The organism is Paenibacillus camerounensis, assembly GCF_000723885.1.
In the GTDB taxonomy this organism is placed as follows: Bacteria; Bacillota; Bacilli; order Paenibacillales; family Paenibacillaceae; genus Paenibacillus_AQ; species Paenibacillus_AQ camerounensis.
This window is the reverse complement of record NZ_CCDG010000126.1, coordinates 1-13,319: the sequence shown is the minus strand read 5'-3', so window position 1 is coordinate 13,319 and position 13,319 is coordinate 1. Positions and strand designations below refer to the sequence as shown.

General features: G+C 47.9%; 14 protein-coding genes. 3 read left to right on the top strand and 11 right to left on the bottom strand.

Annotation, left to right across the window (positions count from 1 at the left end; genetic code table 11):
- Positions 1-156: 156 nt before the first annotated feature.
- The 4 genes from BN3772_RS30065 to BN3772_RS30050 form a co-directional block, all read right to left on the bottom strand.
- Entirely contained in the window at positions 157-942 is a 786-nt protein-coding gene (locus tag BN3772_RS30065) for an ABC transporter permease (RefSeq protein WP_042176469.1), read from the bottom strand.
- Between the two features lie 4 nt (positions 943-946).
- Entirely contained in the window at positions 947-1,741 is a 795-nt protein-coding gene (locus BN3772_RS30060; RefSeq protein WP_042182664.1) for an ABC transporter permease, read from the bottom strand.
- A 76-nt stretch (positions 1,742-1,817) separates the two neighbouring features.
- Positions 1,818-2,873 carry an ABC transporter ATP-binding protein gene (locus tag BN3772_RS30055; RefSeq protein ID WP_042204441.1) on the bottom strand — a complete coding sequence of 352 codons (1,056 nt, stop codon included), beginning with the start codon at positions 2,871-2,873 and terminating at the stop codon, positions 1,818-1,820.
- Between the two features lie 75 nt (positions 2,874-2,948).
- Complete coding sequence (locus BN3772_RS30050) at positions 2,949-3,731, bottom strand: GTP cyclohydrolase II (protein WP_042176465.1); 783 nt, start codon at positions 3,729-3,731, stop codon at positions 2,949-2,951.
- 161 nt (positions 3,732-3,892) lie between these two features.
- Between BN3772_RS30050 and BN3772_RS30045 the strand changes: the two genes are divergently transcribed.
- Entirely contained in the window at positions 3,893-4,219 is a 327-nt protein-coding gene (locus BN3772_RS30045) for a winged helix-turn-helix transcriptional regulator (RefSeq protein ID WP_042176462.1), read from the top strand.
- 292 nt (positions 4,220-4,511) lie between these two features.
- A complete protein-coding gene (locus BN3772_RS30040) occupies positions 4,512-4,724 on the top strand; it encodes a hypothetical protein (RefSeq protein ID WP_042176450.1) in 213 nt (70 codons plus the stop codon).
- A 117-nt stretch (positions 4,725-4,841) separates the two neighbouring features.
- Here BN3772_RS30040 and BN3772_RS30035 read toward each other — a convergent pair whose 3' ends face one another.
- The 6 genes from BN3772_RS30035 to BN3772_RS30010 form a co-directional block, all read right to left on the bottom strand.
- Entirely contained in the window at positions 4,842-5,156 is a 315-nt protein-coding gene (locus BN3772_RS30035) for a hypothetical protein (RefSeq protein ID WP_042204439.1), read from the bottom strand.
- Between the two features lie 142 nt (positions 5,157-5,298).
- The gene (locus BN3772_RS30030; RefSeq protein WP_042204436.1) at positions 5,299-6,753 is read right to left on the bottom strand and encodes a PTS transporter subunit EIIC; all 1,455 of its coding nucleotides are present in this window, start codon (positions 6,751-6,753) and stop codon (positions 5,299-5,301) included.
- Between the two features lie 47 nt (positions 6,754-6,800).
- Positions 6,801-7,307, bottom strand: a complete 507-nt coding sequence (locus BN3772_RS30025) for a PTS sugar transporter subunit IIA (protein ID WP_042204434.1) — start codon at positions 7,305-7,307, stop codon at positions 6,801-6,803.
- Between the two features lie 22 nt (positions 7,308-7,329).
- Positions 7,330-8,196, bottom strand: a complete 867-nt coding sequence (locus BN3772_RS30020; RefSeq protein WP_244444879.1) for a PRD domain-containing protein — start codon at positions 8,194-8,196, stop codon at positions 7,330-7,332.
- A 203-nt stretch (positions 8,197-8,399) separates the two neighbouring features.
- Positions 8,400-11,162 (bottom strand): CHASE3 domain-containing protein, encoded by a 2,763-nt coding sequence (locus tag BN3772_RS30015; RefSeq protein WP_052380756.1) that lies wholly within the window; start codon positions 11,160-11,162, stop codon positions 8,400-8,402.
- A 129-nt stretch (positions 11,163-11,291) separates the two neighbouring features.
- The gene (locus BN3772_RS30010) at positions 11,292-11,675 is read right to left on the bottom strand and encodes a DivIVA domain-containing protein (RefSeq protein WP_042204428.1); all 384 of its coding nucleotides are present in this window, start codon (positions 11,673-11,675) and stop codon (positions 11,292-11,294) included.
- A gap of 200 nt (positions 11,676-11,875) precedes the next feature.
- Here BN3772_RS30010 and BN3772_RS30005 point away from each other — a divergent pair, with 200 nt between their 5' ends.
- The gene (locus tag BN3772_RS30005; protein ID WP_042204426.1) at positions 11,876-12,439 is read left to right on the top strand and encodes a TraR/DksA C4-type zinc finger protein; all 564 of its coding nucleotides are present in this window, start codon (positions 11,876-11,878) and stop codon (positions 12,437-12,439) included.
- 32 nt (positions 12,440-12,471) lie between these two features.
- On the opposite strand, the gene BN3772_RS30000 is transcribed toward BN3772_RS30005, so the two are convergent.
- Complete coding sequence (locus BN3772_RS30000) at positions 12,472-12,831, bottom strand: replication termination protein (protein ID WP_042176432.1); 360 nt, start codon at positions 12,829-12,831, stop codon at positions 12,472-12,474.
- Positions 12,832-13,319: the final 488 nt, after the last annotated feature.

The window sequence follows — 13,319 nt, the reverse complement described above, 5'->3', positions numbered from 1 at the left end:
CAGGGTCGTTTCTTCCATGTCTCCTGATTCTTCACGTTCACCCCTCCTTTATTTTTCATCGGAGTTATCCACATTTTCTTGTATTGTATAATTTCCTAAACAATCAAAAAACAGACGGATGATTGCTCATCCGCCTGCCGTGATTAACCTTCATATTTAGGAGCCTGCACCTTTATAGCGTCGTACCCCGTAATTCCAGCTAACAAGACCGATAGCGAGGAACACGGCGCCGACAACCGGCGTCAAGATAGCCATACTTCTCATCTCATCGCGCTGCAGGAACAGGGCGGCCGGATAGATTCCGACAAAAGCAAATGGAATAATCCACGTAAGCAGTACCTGAATCGCCCGGTTATAGATCGTTACCGGATAACGTCCATAGTTCTGGATGTTGTACATCAGCGGAAGAATACCGGTCGGTGCATCGGAATAGAACGACAAGGACGTCAGAGCCGTATAGATCCCGGTATAAATCGCTACCGCACTCAGTGTAAGCACCAGCAGCGCCGGAAGGGTCCACCATTCGAAAGGCAAACCGAGATTCCCCCCGCTGATCGCCATAATAACCAATCCGATGAAGGAGCCGATCAATGACGGTGGGTCAACATTTTCCAGCAGGATCTGAAACAGGTTATGCGCCGGACGGGTCAGCACGCGGTCCATCTCGCCTTTGACAATGTATCGCTCACTGAAGTTCCACATATTCACGAAGCAGCTGAACACGCCGAAAGGAACCATAAAGAAGCCATAGACAAAGACCACCTCATTCTGATTCCACCCGCCAAGGCTTTCCGTATGCATAAAGATAACCATGATAAATATAAAGTTCGTCGCCTGGAACAGCAGATCCGAGATAACCTCTACCCAAAAGTCAGCACGGTAGGTTAACCGGGTCTTCATGTAGTTTTTGAGATATTCCCATAACAATCCTAAATGATACATCTGCTTAGCCCCCCTGCACGAACAGCCGCTTGCGCGCCGCATGATAAAGCCAGACAATCGGAATCAGCAGCACCGCGAACCAGAAGACCTGGATGCCCAGCACATTCCAAATGCCTACCCCTTGAACACGGCCCGTAAAGACGGAGCCCGGAAGGTATGTAATTGCCTGAAACGGCAATACATTCAGCACAGACGACAGCCAGCCCGGAAACAGGCTGATCGGAACAATCAAGCCGGAGAACAGGTCAACAATAACCCGCTTCATCCGCATCACACCTTCATTATTTTCCACAAAAAAAGCACTCAGCCCGGTGATCACATTAATTTGCGAACTGATCAGGAAGCTGAAAAAGAGCATGACCAGGAACCCTGCCCAAGCGGACGGCTCCGTCGGCAGCTGAACTGGAAACAGCAGGATCGCCACGACCATCCCCGGAATCATCAGCATCAGGAAGCGGAACAGGCCTTCGCCGAGACCCTGCATCATTTTGACCAGCACATAGTTATATGGCCGGATGAACTGGATCGCAATGCTCCCGTCACGGATGTCTGAAGAAATCTCCCGGTCCAGATTGTTAAAATAAAAGGCTCTCGCCATCCATGAGACGGCAACATAGGTGGTCATCTGCGCGCTGGTAAAGCCGCCTAAGGATTCTCCGCCGCCATAAATAGCCTTCCAGGTGAAATAGTTGACTCCAATGTTTAATGTATAGATCAGAATACCCGAATAATAATTAACACGGTAAGCCAGCATCGTCAGGAAACGGATGCGGATAAAATCAAAATAAGCACCCAGCAACAGCCAGCGCCCGTTCTCCCGGGCACCGCCCGGAGATGAGCCGCCGCTTCCGTTAGGAGCAGAAGCTTCTAGAGAATTAGACATGAGCAGCCTCTTTCTCTTCCTGCAATGCCGCGATTTTGTCCTCCGGTTTGTCTGCAGAGCCGGACTGATAGATGCTGCGCACAATCTCATCCGTGTTGGTCTCGATAATTTTGATATCGGTTATATCCGCCTGCCCCACCACACGGGCCAGCACATCGGACACATTCAGCTCCAGCGGAATCCAGACCTTCGCCGCCAGATCATTCTCTGCAGTCCAGGAAACCGGCAGTCCTTCTGTCCACTGCGTCAGCTGAGCCAGCTTGGTAGCCGCGCCGAACTGGAACTGCACCTCACGCCCGGTTCCCCAGCGCTGCTTCAGTTCTTCAAGCCCGCCGTCATAAATGATCCGCCCGTCATCCAGCATAATAACCCGCGAACACAGGGCTTCAATATCCTGCAGATCATGGGTAGTCAGCAGAATGGTCGTGCCGTGCTCGCGGTTCATGTCCTTGAGAAAATCACGGATTTCCGACTTCACGACAATATCAAGACCAATGGTTGGCTCGTCCAGAAACAGAATGGACGGATTATGCAGCAGTGCAGCCACAAGCTCACAGCGCATCCGCTGCCCGAGACTCAGCTTGCGGACCGGACGGTTCAGCAGCTCCTGCAGCTCCAGCCGCTCGACAAGCTCATCCAGCCGCTTTTTGAAATCCTGCTCAGATACTCTGTACACCTTACGAAGCAGCTGAAAGGACTCAATAACCCCGATATCCCACCACAGCTGGCTGCGCTGGCCGAATACGACGCCGATGTTCTGTACGAACTTTTCCCGCTCCATATACGGAACAAATCCGCCTACAGACACATTGCCCGAGGTTGGAACCAGAATGCCTGTGAGCATCTTGATCGTTGTAGATTTGCCTGCTCCGTTCTCCCCGATGTAGCCGCAGATTTCGCCTTCGGGAATCGTGAACGAAATATCCTTTACAGCGGTAACCTCGGAATACTGCCGTTTAAACAAATCAGCGAAGGCCCCTTTGAGGCCCTCGCGGTTTTTTTGGACTTTGAAGGTTTTGCGCAAGTCCTGCACTTCAATTGCATTCATAGAGTACCTCGCTAAGCTATAAGTTGTGTTCAGTTCTCCATTATAATGTACAGAGCGGAAAAGAACTACCCCACATTATTTAGCGACTCTGCCGTCAAAAAAATCGGCTGTCTTCACTGCCTCCAGATGGCCGGAACGGGCTACCTTAGTCCGCAGGTATTTTTCATTAAATACGGAGACATCGCCCCACAGCGGAATCCGTTTCCCGGTGTTCATTCCCGCAGCTTTCAGCGCCTCCAGCTTTTTCGGATTGTTGGTAATAAGAGTGACCGGTTTGCTGCGCAGGTGCTGCAGAACACTGATCGCGTCGCTGTAGTCTCTGGAATCATCTGCAAAACCCAGCTCAAGGTTAGCTTCAACAGTATCATAGCCCTCTTCCTGAAGGATATAGGCCATTGCTTTGCTGAACAGGCCAATGCCTCTTCCCTCATGGTTAGCCAAGTAGAACAGTGCCCCGGAGCCATGCTGGGCAATCATCTTCATCGACTGGTGGAGCTGGAAGCCGCAATCACAGCGTTTGCTGCCGAAGATATCTCCGGTGTGGCAGATGCTGTGCATCCGGATCAGAGCCTCGTCCGCTTGATCAAAATCACCATACACCAGCACACTCGACTGCTGTGCATCGGCAAGCTTCAGCGAGGACAGCCGGGAAATCAGCAGCTCCGTCGCTTCCTTGCTATCACCCTGCTGCAAATCTTCATCAGCGGCATTCAGCCAGCTGTACCATTTAAAGGTGACTGTCTCCCCGTCCAGATTAACAGGCAAGGTTATCGGTCCAACCAGTATGTTTGTATTATCTCCGTTAGTGATCCACTTGATCTTATTCTGCAATATAGAAATGATATCCGGTTTGATCATCATTGCACCGTCCTAAAATTTAATAATAAAAATTCTTTGTAGTAACTATTTGTAAGTTAGTTTATCATTGTAATATAACTTCGTCAAGTTATAATATATATTTAAATATTTATAATTACTTATTGTAAGTTTATGATATAATGAATGCAGAGGTGAGCAAAATGAATGAATTCGAGATGTGTCCGCGCTTTGAAAAAGCGGTAGATGTGCTGAGCAAACGCTGGGTCGCACTGATCGTCTTTGTGTTAATGAAAGGTCCGCGCCGATTCGGTGAAATTGAAGGCTGTCTGTCCAATCTCAGCGGAAAGGTATTATCCGACCGCCTGAAGGAAATGGAGAACGAAGGTATTATCCAGCGGACGGTATATCCTGAAATGCCAGTGCGGATTGAATATTCATTAACCACCAAAGGTACCGCCCTCGCCCCGATTCTGGGAGAGATCAGCAGCTGGTCTTCTGAGTGGATCGAGCTTGGAGTGAAGCAGTGAGCCCCGCTCTATTAGCAGATAAGCGCCCTTTTTGAACCGGATTCCGGCTCAAAAGGGCGCTTATTTGTGTAATCATGCTATTAAATTCGGGCATCCTTTCCATTCCTTCCATCAGACATGACCATGTTAAATATCCCCATAAATACAATCTGCAAGGTCTGAATATACATATTTGTGACAAAAACATTAACTTTTCACTGCATTTTCAGACATAAGTGTTGAACTAAGCAGGGAAATATAGTAATTTAGTAAGCGTAAGCAAACTATAAAACTATGAAAGGTGGAACCCGCAATGGAAAAGATGTGTATGGAAATGATGATGAACATGTGTATGGAAGATATGATGGCCAAGATGAACACAATGAAGATGTGTATGGAAAAGATGTCTGAAATGAACATGATGGACATGGATATGGACATGATGATGAAGAAAATGCAGGACTGCGATGAGATGATGACAATGTGTATGACAATGATGCGTGAAGGTATGCAAATGTCAAAGTAAGCATTGAACATGATTTACACGGCTGAGTGAATCCTCAACATTCACTTTAACCGGAATATTCGCACGTCTTGGCAGAGCAGACTAACTGCATGCCTTTTTTTATGTCTTCTAACCTGGTTATCTAATCTTGATATAACGTCCCTGAATCTGCTTAGCCAGTGTAATCCGCTCCAGCTTCAGCTCCCATATCTGTTCCTTCCAGCGGTAGCTGTTCCCCGCACTCTCATTCTCTCTAAGCTTATCGAACAACTCCAGCAGCTTAAGATTAATATCATCAAACCGGCTCCATAGCTCATGAACGTTCTCATCTGCCGCGTACGGCTCACGAACAGTAGTAACCTGCTTCAAATGCTCAATGATGTCAGCCTGCCACTGTCCATCGTTAATTGCCTTGGCGTAATTTAGTAGATCCAGATAATCATCGACTGACATGTGTACCGACTCCTTATTCCGTATATACCAAGTATTATACTCGGTATTATGGATATTGCAATACTTGTATAGAAAAAACAGAGGCAGACTATAAGTCCGCCCCCGCCTCTGTGTTCATCCTGTTCAATGTTATGTTCTTTTTCTACATCAGCTTCTTAATATCATCCTTAATCTGCTCGGATTGCGGGCCGAATACAATTTGGACGGCACCCTGGCCGAGCCGCATAACCCCGGAAGCCCCCAGCTGCTTCAGCGCAGCATCCTTAACGGCTTTATCATCGGCCACATTCAGCCGTAGCCGCGTGATGCAGGCATCTATAGTACGAATGTTAGAAGGCCCGCCGATATGCTCCAGAATCTTTGCTGCTCTGGAAGATGCCGATACTGTACCTTTTCCTACAGCAACCTCCTGCAGATCATCATCAATATCATCCTCGCGTCCCGGTGTCTTCAGATTGAATTTCACGATAATGAAGCGGAACAGTACATAGTATAGTGCAAAGAAGGCAAGCCCCACCGGAATCAGAATCCAGGCGTTGGTAGACTGCTTCATATTCACCAGATAATCGATCAGACCGGCGGAGAACCCGAAACCGAGCTTAACGTCGAGTACATACATCAGAAGCCCGGCAAGGCCGGTCAGGACAGCATGCACTACATACAGCACCGGAGCAACGAACATAAATGAGAATTCTAGCGGCTCTGTAATCCCTGTCAGGAAAGATGCGATTGCCGAACCGATAAAGATGGAAGCCACAATTTTACGTTTATCAGGCTTGGCTGTATGGATAAAGGCTAAAGCCGCCCCCGGGAGGGCGAACATCATAATCGGGAAAAAGCCTGTCATGAACATTCCGGCTGTTTTATCCCCGGCAAAAAAGCGGGTAAGGTCACCGTGCACAATTTCGCCGGCTGCATTGGTGAAGTCACCGATCTGGAACCAGGCAATCGTGTTAATAACATGGTGAAGACCAATTGGAATCAGCAGCCGGTTAGCCGTACCAAAGACGAAGGCACCAATTGCTCCGAGGCTGACCACCCAGTTGCCAAAGTCACTGATTACGTCCTGTACAGGACTCCAGATCATTCCGATGAAGATCGCAAGCACCATGGTCGATGCGGCTGTAATGATCGGTACAAAACGTTTGCCGGCAAAGAAGCCGAGCCAGTCAGGCATTTTGATATTGTGATATTTCTTGTAGAGGAACGCTGCCCATGCACCGGCAAAAATCCCGCCAAGCACACCCATGTTCAGCACAACATCATCGTTAATGAAGGAAAATTGCAGTGGAACCATTTCCAGTACATTTTTCAGCACCATGTAAGCTATCAGCGCAGACAACGCAGCAACAGCATCTCCGGCAAAACCGATCGCAACCCCGATAGCAAAAATTAATGCCAGATTTCCGAAGATCGCACCCGCGCCTGCATTCAGAAAAGGAGCTACATACTGGTTCAAAAATCCTCCGACCGCATTGCCCAGATGCAGATCCTTCTCATAATCAATCAGCCCGAAACCCTGCAGAATTGCCGCAGCCGGCATTGTCGCAACCGGAAGCATTAAAGATTTGCCCAACTTCTGTAGAAAAGCCAACATAATACAATCATCCCCTCAGTTCGTTATTGTTACCGCACTATGTGTGGTTACTGCGCTGTTACTTTCAGAATCAGGTCTTTTCCCGCTGTAACCTGCCCGTACAGGCATTCAACTGCCGGCGGTTTTTCTTCCATACTGGTGACAATCACGGGAGAAATCGCAGCAAGGCCGGCTGTACGGATTGCTTCAAGATCAAATTCAATCAATAATTGGCCGGCTTTTACAATATCGCCTGCAGCTGCATGACTCTGAAAACCGCTGCCCTTCAGGCTTACCGTATCAATGCCGATATGCAGCAGCAGCTGCAGCCCGGAAGCGTGTTCAATAATCAGCGCATGTCCGGTTTTCACAATATGGGCAATCTTTCCGTCAAAAGGTGCATACAGCCTGCCTTCTACAGGTTCAATTGCAATTCCGCTTCCCATATGTCCGCCTGCAAAGGTATCATCCGGCACCTTACTCAGGGCAATTGCCTGCCCGCTAAGCGGTGATTTAATTTCTATTAATTGCACAGTACGCTGCTCTTCTTTTTTGGATTTCCATCTGGAGAACATCCGCACCACTCCTCTCATGCTGCTATTTGTTTTTCTCTATAGTCTGGAACAGACGGTGCAAATGCATCGCCAGGAAGCATAGCTCCTCTTCCGGAACCTGAACCTCCAGCCTGCTCTGGATGACTTTTCCCAGCTTCTGGGCCAGCTTGTATTCTGCTTTATATTCCTTCTTAATATGCTTTACGAACGGATTATCAATCAGCGAGCCCTGCAGAATCCGTTCCAGTGAAAACCGCAGGTGGATCATCAGCCGCACATGATTCATGCTGCCGTGCTCAAAGGTTATCTTTTGCTCTGTCCGGATCTGCTCTAGCAGCTCATTGACCATATTGGATACCTTCACGAGCTGTCCGACAGGCACATTGCTGACCGCAGAGTAGACATGATAAGTCAGAAAACCGACTTCATCCTCAGGAATTTGAACATTGAATTCGGCACTGATCTTATCCGCTGCCCTGAAAGCGATCTCATATTCCTTAGGGAGTGTCATTTTGGTTTCCTGCAAAAAGGGATTGATGATATCCATACCGCTGCGCAGACGGTAAATGGTGAATTGGATATGGCTCGGGAGGGCCAGATAGATTTTGTCGTTTAGCTTACCGGGAAACTGTTGTGTGATATCTCCGATAATCTCATCGGTAATCTTCATTACTTTTGGATCGATATCCTCCAGCAGAATCTGATACTGGCTCCATTCCTCCCGGTCTTCCAGGCGAAACAGCTTCTCAATCCGCTGGTCATCCACTTCTATTACGCCTGTGTCCTTAACCGCAAAGCCAATGCCTTTGCCGATAATGACATATTCCTTGCCGTTCCTGCTCCCCTGAACCATAACTACATTGTTTCCGATCACCCGCAGCACTTGAAAACATTCGATTTCCCGCGACAAGTTCTCCCTCCTTCCCTTGAGCTTCTGAAATTTGGCAACAAAAAAAGCCAAGAACCGTCTCATATAAAATGAAGACAATCCTTGGCTCATGCCCTTAATAGGTAACACGCCGTTTGTTATAAATGATCATTTATGAGCTAATCATAAAGCAAACCTATAATTCCGTCAATGGTAATTTTAGAAAAGTCAAGCCTGCTGCCGGGCTACAGGTTCCGCGGTATGATCAGCCTGCACATGCGTGTAACAACATCCTGTATAATGACCGGCTTGCTTATGAAATCGGTAGCACCGGCTGCAAGACATTTCTCCCGGTCTTCCTTCATCGTCTTGGCTGAGATTGCGATGATAGGCAGCTCCCGCAGCAGCAGCTCCTCACGGATGATCGACAAGGTATCGTAGCCGTCCAGGTTCGGCATCATAATATCCAGCAGGACCATATCGACTTCAGGCTGCTCTCTGACGATTTGCAGGCATTCATAACCGTTCTGCGCTGTTAGAATGTTCATCTCATAAGGAATCAGGCCATTTTCAAGAGCATAAATATTACGCAGGTCATCATCAACAATCAGAACCGTCCGGCCCTTTAGCCTGTCACGTTCCTTTTGGAACAGCATGCTGTCATTCAGAATCTGCGTCTCCTGAAGGAATTCAGGATCGCTGCGCTCGATTGCAGCAGCTGCCGTATACCATGACCCAAGATGAATCTGGTTAAGATCAGACTCCTCCTTAAGGTAAGGAAGATGCAAGGTAAATGTACTGCCCTTCCCTTCTTCACTTTGCAGAGTAATATATCCGCCAAGCAGCTTGGACAGCTGGAGCGAGATCGACAAGCCGAGTCCAGTCCCCCCGAATTTACGGGCTGTTGTCCCGTCCGCCTGTCTGAAAGCTTCAAAGATGAGCTCCCGGTTGGCTTCCGAAATGCCGATTCCGCTGTCGGTTACCGCAAAGGACAGCTGCTGCTCCGGCTTACTTCCCGGCTCAGAAGGCTGAACAGCAGTACAGTTAATTTCTACACGGACATATCCTTCTTCTGTGAACTTGAATGCGTTGGACAGCAGATTACGCAGAATCTGATGCATACGCATCTCATCTGTGAAGAATAGATCTGGAACATTATCGCCAAGATGTACTGAAAAGTCCAGGTTCTGCTGATCCGCCGTTTTGTCAAAATAACCGGTAAGCAGCGAAGGAAGCTCGGTCAGGTTAACTGCGTCCATCTCGACCATCATTTTTCCCGCTTCCACTTTGGAAAGATCGAGAATATCATTGATCATCGCCAGCAATTCACTCCCGGAAGAATGGATCACGGAAGCATATTCAAGCTCTTCCTCGTTAAGCCGGTTGCTGCGGTTCTCAACCAGCAGCTGAGACAGGATCAGCATACTGTTAAGCGGTGTACGCAGCTCATGTGACATATTGGCGAGAAACTCGCTTTTATAACGAGAGCTCAGCTCCAGCTGCTTGTTGTACTTATCCAGCTCAACCGCTGCGTCTTCAGCTACCGATTTCTGATTCTCCAGCTCTCTGTTCAGATCCATCAGTTCGGTTGTATGATTCTGCAGCTCTTCCGTCTGCACCTGCAGCTCTTCGGACTGCACCTGCAGCTCCTCGGACTGCACCTGCAGCTCCTCATTCATTGCCTGCGAATCCTGATACAGTGACTGTATTTCCATGCGGGTGATAAGAGAATTCAGGGATACTCCGAATGTCTTCAACAGCTCGTACAATAATTCCACGTGATGGGGCGCCCATTTGGTTAAAGAGGCCACCTCAACTACAGCCAGTGTCTTATTCTCAAAAACGACCGGGGCAATTATCGCAAATCTCGGCGCAGTCCGTCCAAGTCCTGAGTTGATACTGATATAATCCGCCGGCAGATCTCCGGTAAACATAACCACCCTGTCCAAAGCGCACTGTCCGACAAGCCCTTCACCAATCCGGATTGTTGCAGCCCCGTAAGGAGTATCCGCATCAATGCTCCCGGCGTAGGAGTACCTCCGTTTGTAGCTTCCCTTGTTGTTCTCATCCTCATTATCCAGAATATAAACCGCACCGTACTGGATCTCAAATGTTGTTGCCAGCTTATTCATAAAGGTCCGGCTCATATCAGAAAGATCAGTGGTCTCCTGCAGAACAATAGATGTAGATGCAAGCTGCTCCGCACACCACTGATCCACCTGAACCTTGTCCAGCAGACCGTTCGTCGCTTCCCCCAGTTCATAGATTTCATCCAAGGTTGTGACCTTGATCCGCTCGGACATATTACCGCCGTTAGCAATACTGTTAATTGCCTGAATTACATGCTGCAGCGGCTTCACTATACTCACGGAGAGCAGGTAGCTGATAAGCAGAGTCAACAGCGCCACCAGTGCCCACAGAATATACAGGGTAAGGATCAGCTTCTCATTGCTTTCTTTAAGCTTGGCAATACGGTCATTTGTCAGCTGACGCTCATTATCGCGGAAATAATCCGACTGGGCACGGATAGAGTCGACAACCGTTTTTCCGGAATCGTTCTGAAAATACAGTGCAACCTCATCATCATGTCCGCGCTGCTTCAGCTGCACCACATAATTTCCGGCTTCCTCGATCCATTTTTCAATATCCCGTTTGATGCTTTCGAGGTTCTCAATCTGGTAGGGATTATCAGCTATAAGAACTTTTAGCTTAGAATAATTCACACCCCACTCGGAAAGCCCGTCATTATACGGCTCGAGATAGCTCGTGTCCCCGGTAAGTGAAAATCCTCTCTGGCCGGTTTCCATATCCAATATGTTCTTTTCAATCCGGTATGTAAGCTCGTGTACTTCAATATCGTGATCGCTTAAATAGACTGTTTCCTTCTCCAGATCAGTGATTCTGCTGGAAACGATAACAAGAAACAGACCCAGCATAACAAGAATTACGACATAGCCGAGCGCAATTTTGCCGCGTATATTCAAGCTTCTAGGCCGCTTAATAGACAAGGGTTCAACCTCCATCTGTCTAATATTATCAGTTCTATTATATTGTAATTGATGGAAACAGCGCCAAACAAGCCCGGACCTGCTGACGCCGGTGCCGAATTACAGTCCTTCTATATGGAACGCCTGCATTTAAAGATATTTTTCGGTGCGGGGGATTCTGTCCTTCAGCTGGCGCAGATTACCCTCCAGTCTGACCACAATTTCCTCAAGCTCCTGCGGATCGATTCCGCGGATTACCGGTGCCGGAGCTGCTGCTGTCTTAACCTGTTCTTTGAGGTCACGCAGCTCAAGCTGCTGCTCCTGCCATTTATCCATCAAATCAGCTATAGTTGCGTAAAACCGTTCATAGTCTTTGATTACACTATCCAGAAAGGTGTCCACCTCTTCAGCATCATAACCGCGGAGCTTCATGCCGAATTCCTTCTCGTGTATCGTGAGTGCATCCAGTGTAATTCCAAGCTGGCTAAACAGCTTTCTTTGTTTGTCCAATCTGCGTTTCATATGCTCATCCATTGTTGTGACCTCCAAGCTTTGTCTATGTTCTGTCTATGTTTTGTTAGCAGTAATTATTATATCAGGCTGAAAGCGGTATGAAAATATCACTAAAGTTGCAGTTTCTGGTTGCGCAGTCCCTCTGATTGCCTTCCGGACGAAAAGGGTAAGGATGATTACGACAATACAACCACTCTACTTGCAGAAAGGAAGATGGAACGATGAGCCACTTAACGGATGCACAGCTCACTTCACTTAAAGCCTCCCTGGAGGAGCGCAGACAGGAGCTGGAGCAGCATTTCACTGATAATGACGAAGAAAACAGCCTGCTTGGCGACTCACTCCGGGAATCAACCGGTGAACTATCCACAGCCGATAACCATCCTGCGGACGCAGGCACCGAAACCTTTGAACGAAGCCGCGATCTCGGAATCAACAACGCGCTCAGAGAGGAGCTGGATGATATCGGCGCCGCCCTGCAGCGGATGAAAGACGGCACCTACGGAATTTGTGTAATCAGCAATGAAGAAATTCCGTATGAGCGGCTGGAAGCGATCCCCTATACCCCATATTCGGTAAATCATGTTCCCGGACGCGGGTCTGCGGATGAACGTCCTGTTGAAGAACAGGTAATGACTCCTCCTCCAGCGGGTGCCGGCGAGGGCCGCCAGGAGCATAGCGGCAGATTCGATGATGCTGATGCCTGGGATGCTGTTGAGGACTACGGCAGCGCAAGCTCTCCGGTAACCCCGCCGGGCCAGGACAAGAAGGAACAGGATTCCTGAGTTAAGCCTGGTTATGAATCAGCCAGATTGATCTAGTAATTATCTGCGACCGCTTTGTTTAGGATACCTAAGCAGCGGTCCAGATCTGTTTTCACCTGTTTTTTGTATAGCCTGGCTTTCTCTTCACCGTCAGCCGTGAAATGATAAAGAACAATCTCCTGAAAATCCACCTTAGGGTCATTCCCCTTAAGCTGCTTAGTACGGTAGAGTATCCCCTGCTGCACAAGCTCATGCAAAGCACGGTACACCTCACTCTGGGGAGGAGAATACCCGTAGGCTTTGAAATCCCTGCGCAAATCCTCAAGCATCTGATATCCGTAACCCTTATGCTGTTCTACTAATGTAATCAGATATACCTTGATAAAAGCCCGCTGGGCAATCATGAATGCCATAGTATCCCTCCTGATGATTATACTTGTAACTCTAGTATAATGCCTATTTACCATATTTCACAATTAGAAACCAGTGCAGCCTTGAAGGCGGTCTTCATTCTGTAATCCTTGTTACCTTATTTCGAATGTTATAGGGAGCTGAATTGTGCGGATCTGAGCGGGGTATCTGAGCTGCGATGAATTCTTTGTCTTTATTAATGTGAATTTTTCATATGTTTAAATAACATAAATAGTTTCTTTGATCCTGTCTGCAGGCAGTATTTAGGTCTTAACGCCAGAACAAATCCACCTGAAGGGTGGAGTTATATATAGAGTATTTAAGAACCTAATTTGCTGACTTCTGGCAGCTGCTTAACTTTTATTTGGTCTTACCTACTTAAGGAGTTCAATGTTCTTGGCAGCTGTATTGAAATAACGAATATAGGCACATACCCTGGCCTAATGTATACGAAAAAACGAATATATTAGGCCACCATGAGAATAAATGG

Bases quoted from the DNA above. Each gene is read 5' to 3' on its own strand.
- BN3772_RS30025 (WP_042204434.1), bottom strand. From the start codon at position 7,307: ATGTTCTCCAGATGGAAATCCAAAAAAGAAGAGCAGCGTACTGTGCAA.
- BN3772_RS30050 (WP_042176465.1), bottom strand. From the start codon at position 3,731: ATGATCAAACCGGATATCATTTCTATATTGCAGAATAAGATCAAGTGG.
- BN3772_RS30040 (WP_042176450.1), top strand. From the start codon at position 4,512: ATGGAAAAGATGTGTATGGAAATGATGATGAACATGTGTATGGAAGAT.
- BN3772_RS30005 (WP_042204426.1), top strand. From the start codon at position 11,876: ATGAGCCACTTAACGGATGCACAGCTCACTTCACTTAAAGCCTCCCTG.
- BN3772_RS30055 (WP_042204441.1), bottom strand. From the start codon at position 2,873: ATGAATGCAATTGAAGTGCAGGACTTGCGCAAAACCTTCAAAGTCCAA.
- BN3772_RS30010 (WP_042204428.1), bottom strand. From the start codon at position 11,675: ATGGATGAGCATATGAAACGCAGATTGGACAAACAAAGAAAGCTGTTT.
- BN3772_RS30030 (WP_042204436.1), bottom strand. From the start codon at position 6,753: ATGTTGGCTTTTCTACAGAAGTTGGGCAAATCTTTAATGCTTCCGGTT.
- BN3772_RS30045 (WP_042176462.1), top strand. From the start codon at position 3,893: ATGAATGAATTCGAGATGTGTCCGCGCTTTGAAAAAGCGGTAGATGTG.
- BN3772_RS30035 (WP_042204439.1), bottom strand. From the start codon at position 5,156: ATGTCAGTCGATGATTATCTGGATCTACTAAATTACGCCAAGGCAATT.
- BN3772_RS30065 (WP_042176469.1), bottom strand. From the start codon at position 942: ATGTATCATTTAGGATTGTTATGGGAATATCTCAAAAACTACATGAAG.
- BN3772_RS30000 (WP_042176432.1), bottom strand. From the start codon at position 12,831: ATGGCATTCATGATTGCCCAGCGGGCTTTTATCAAGGTATATCTGATT.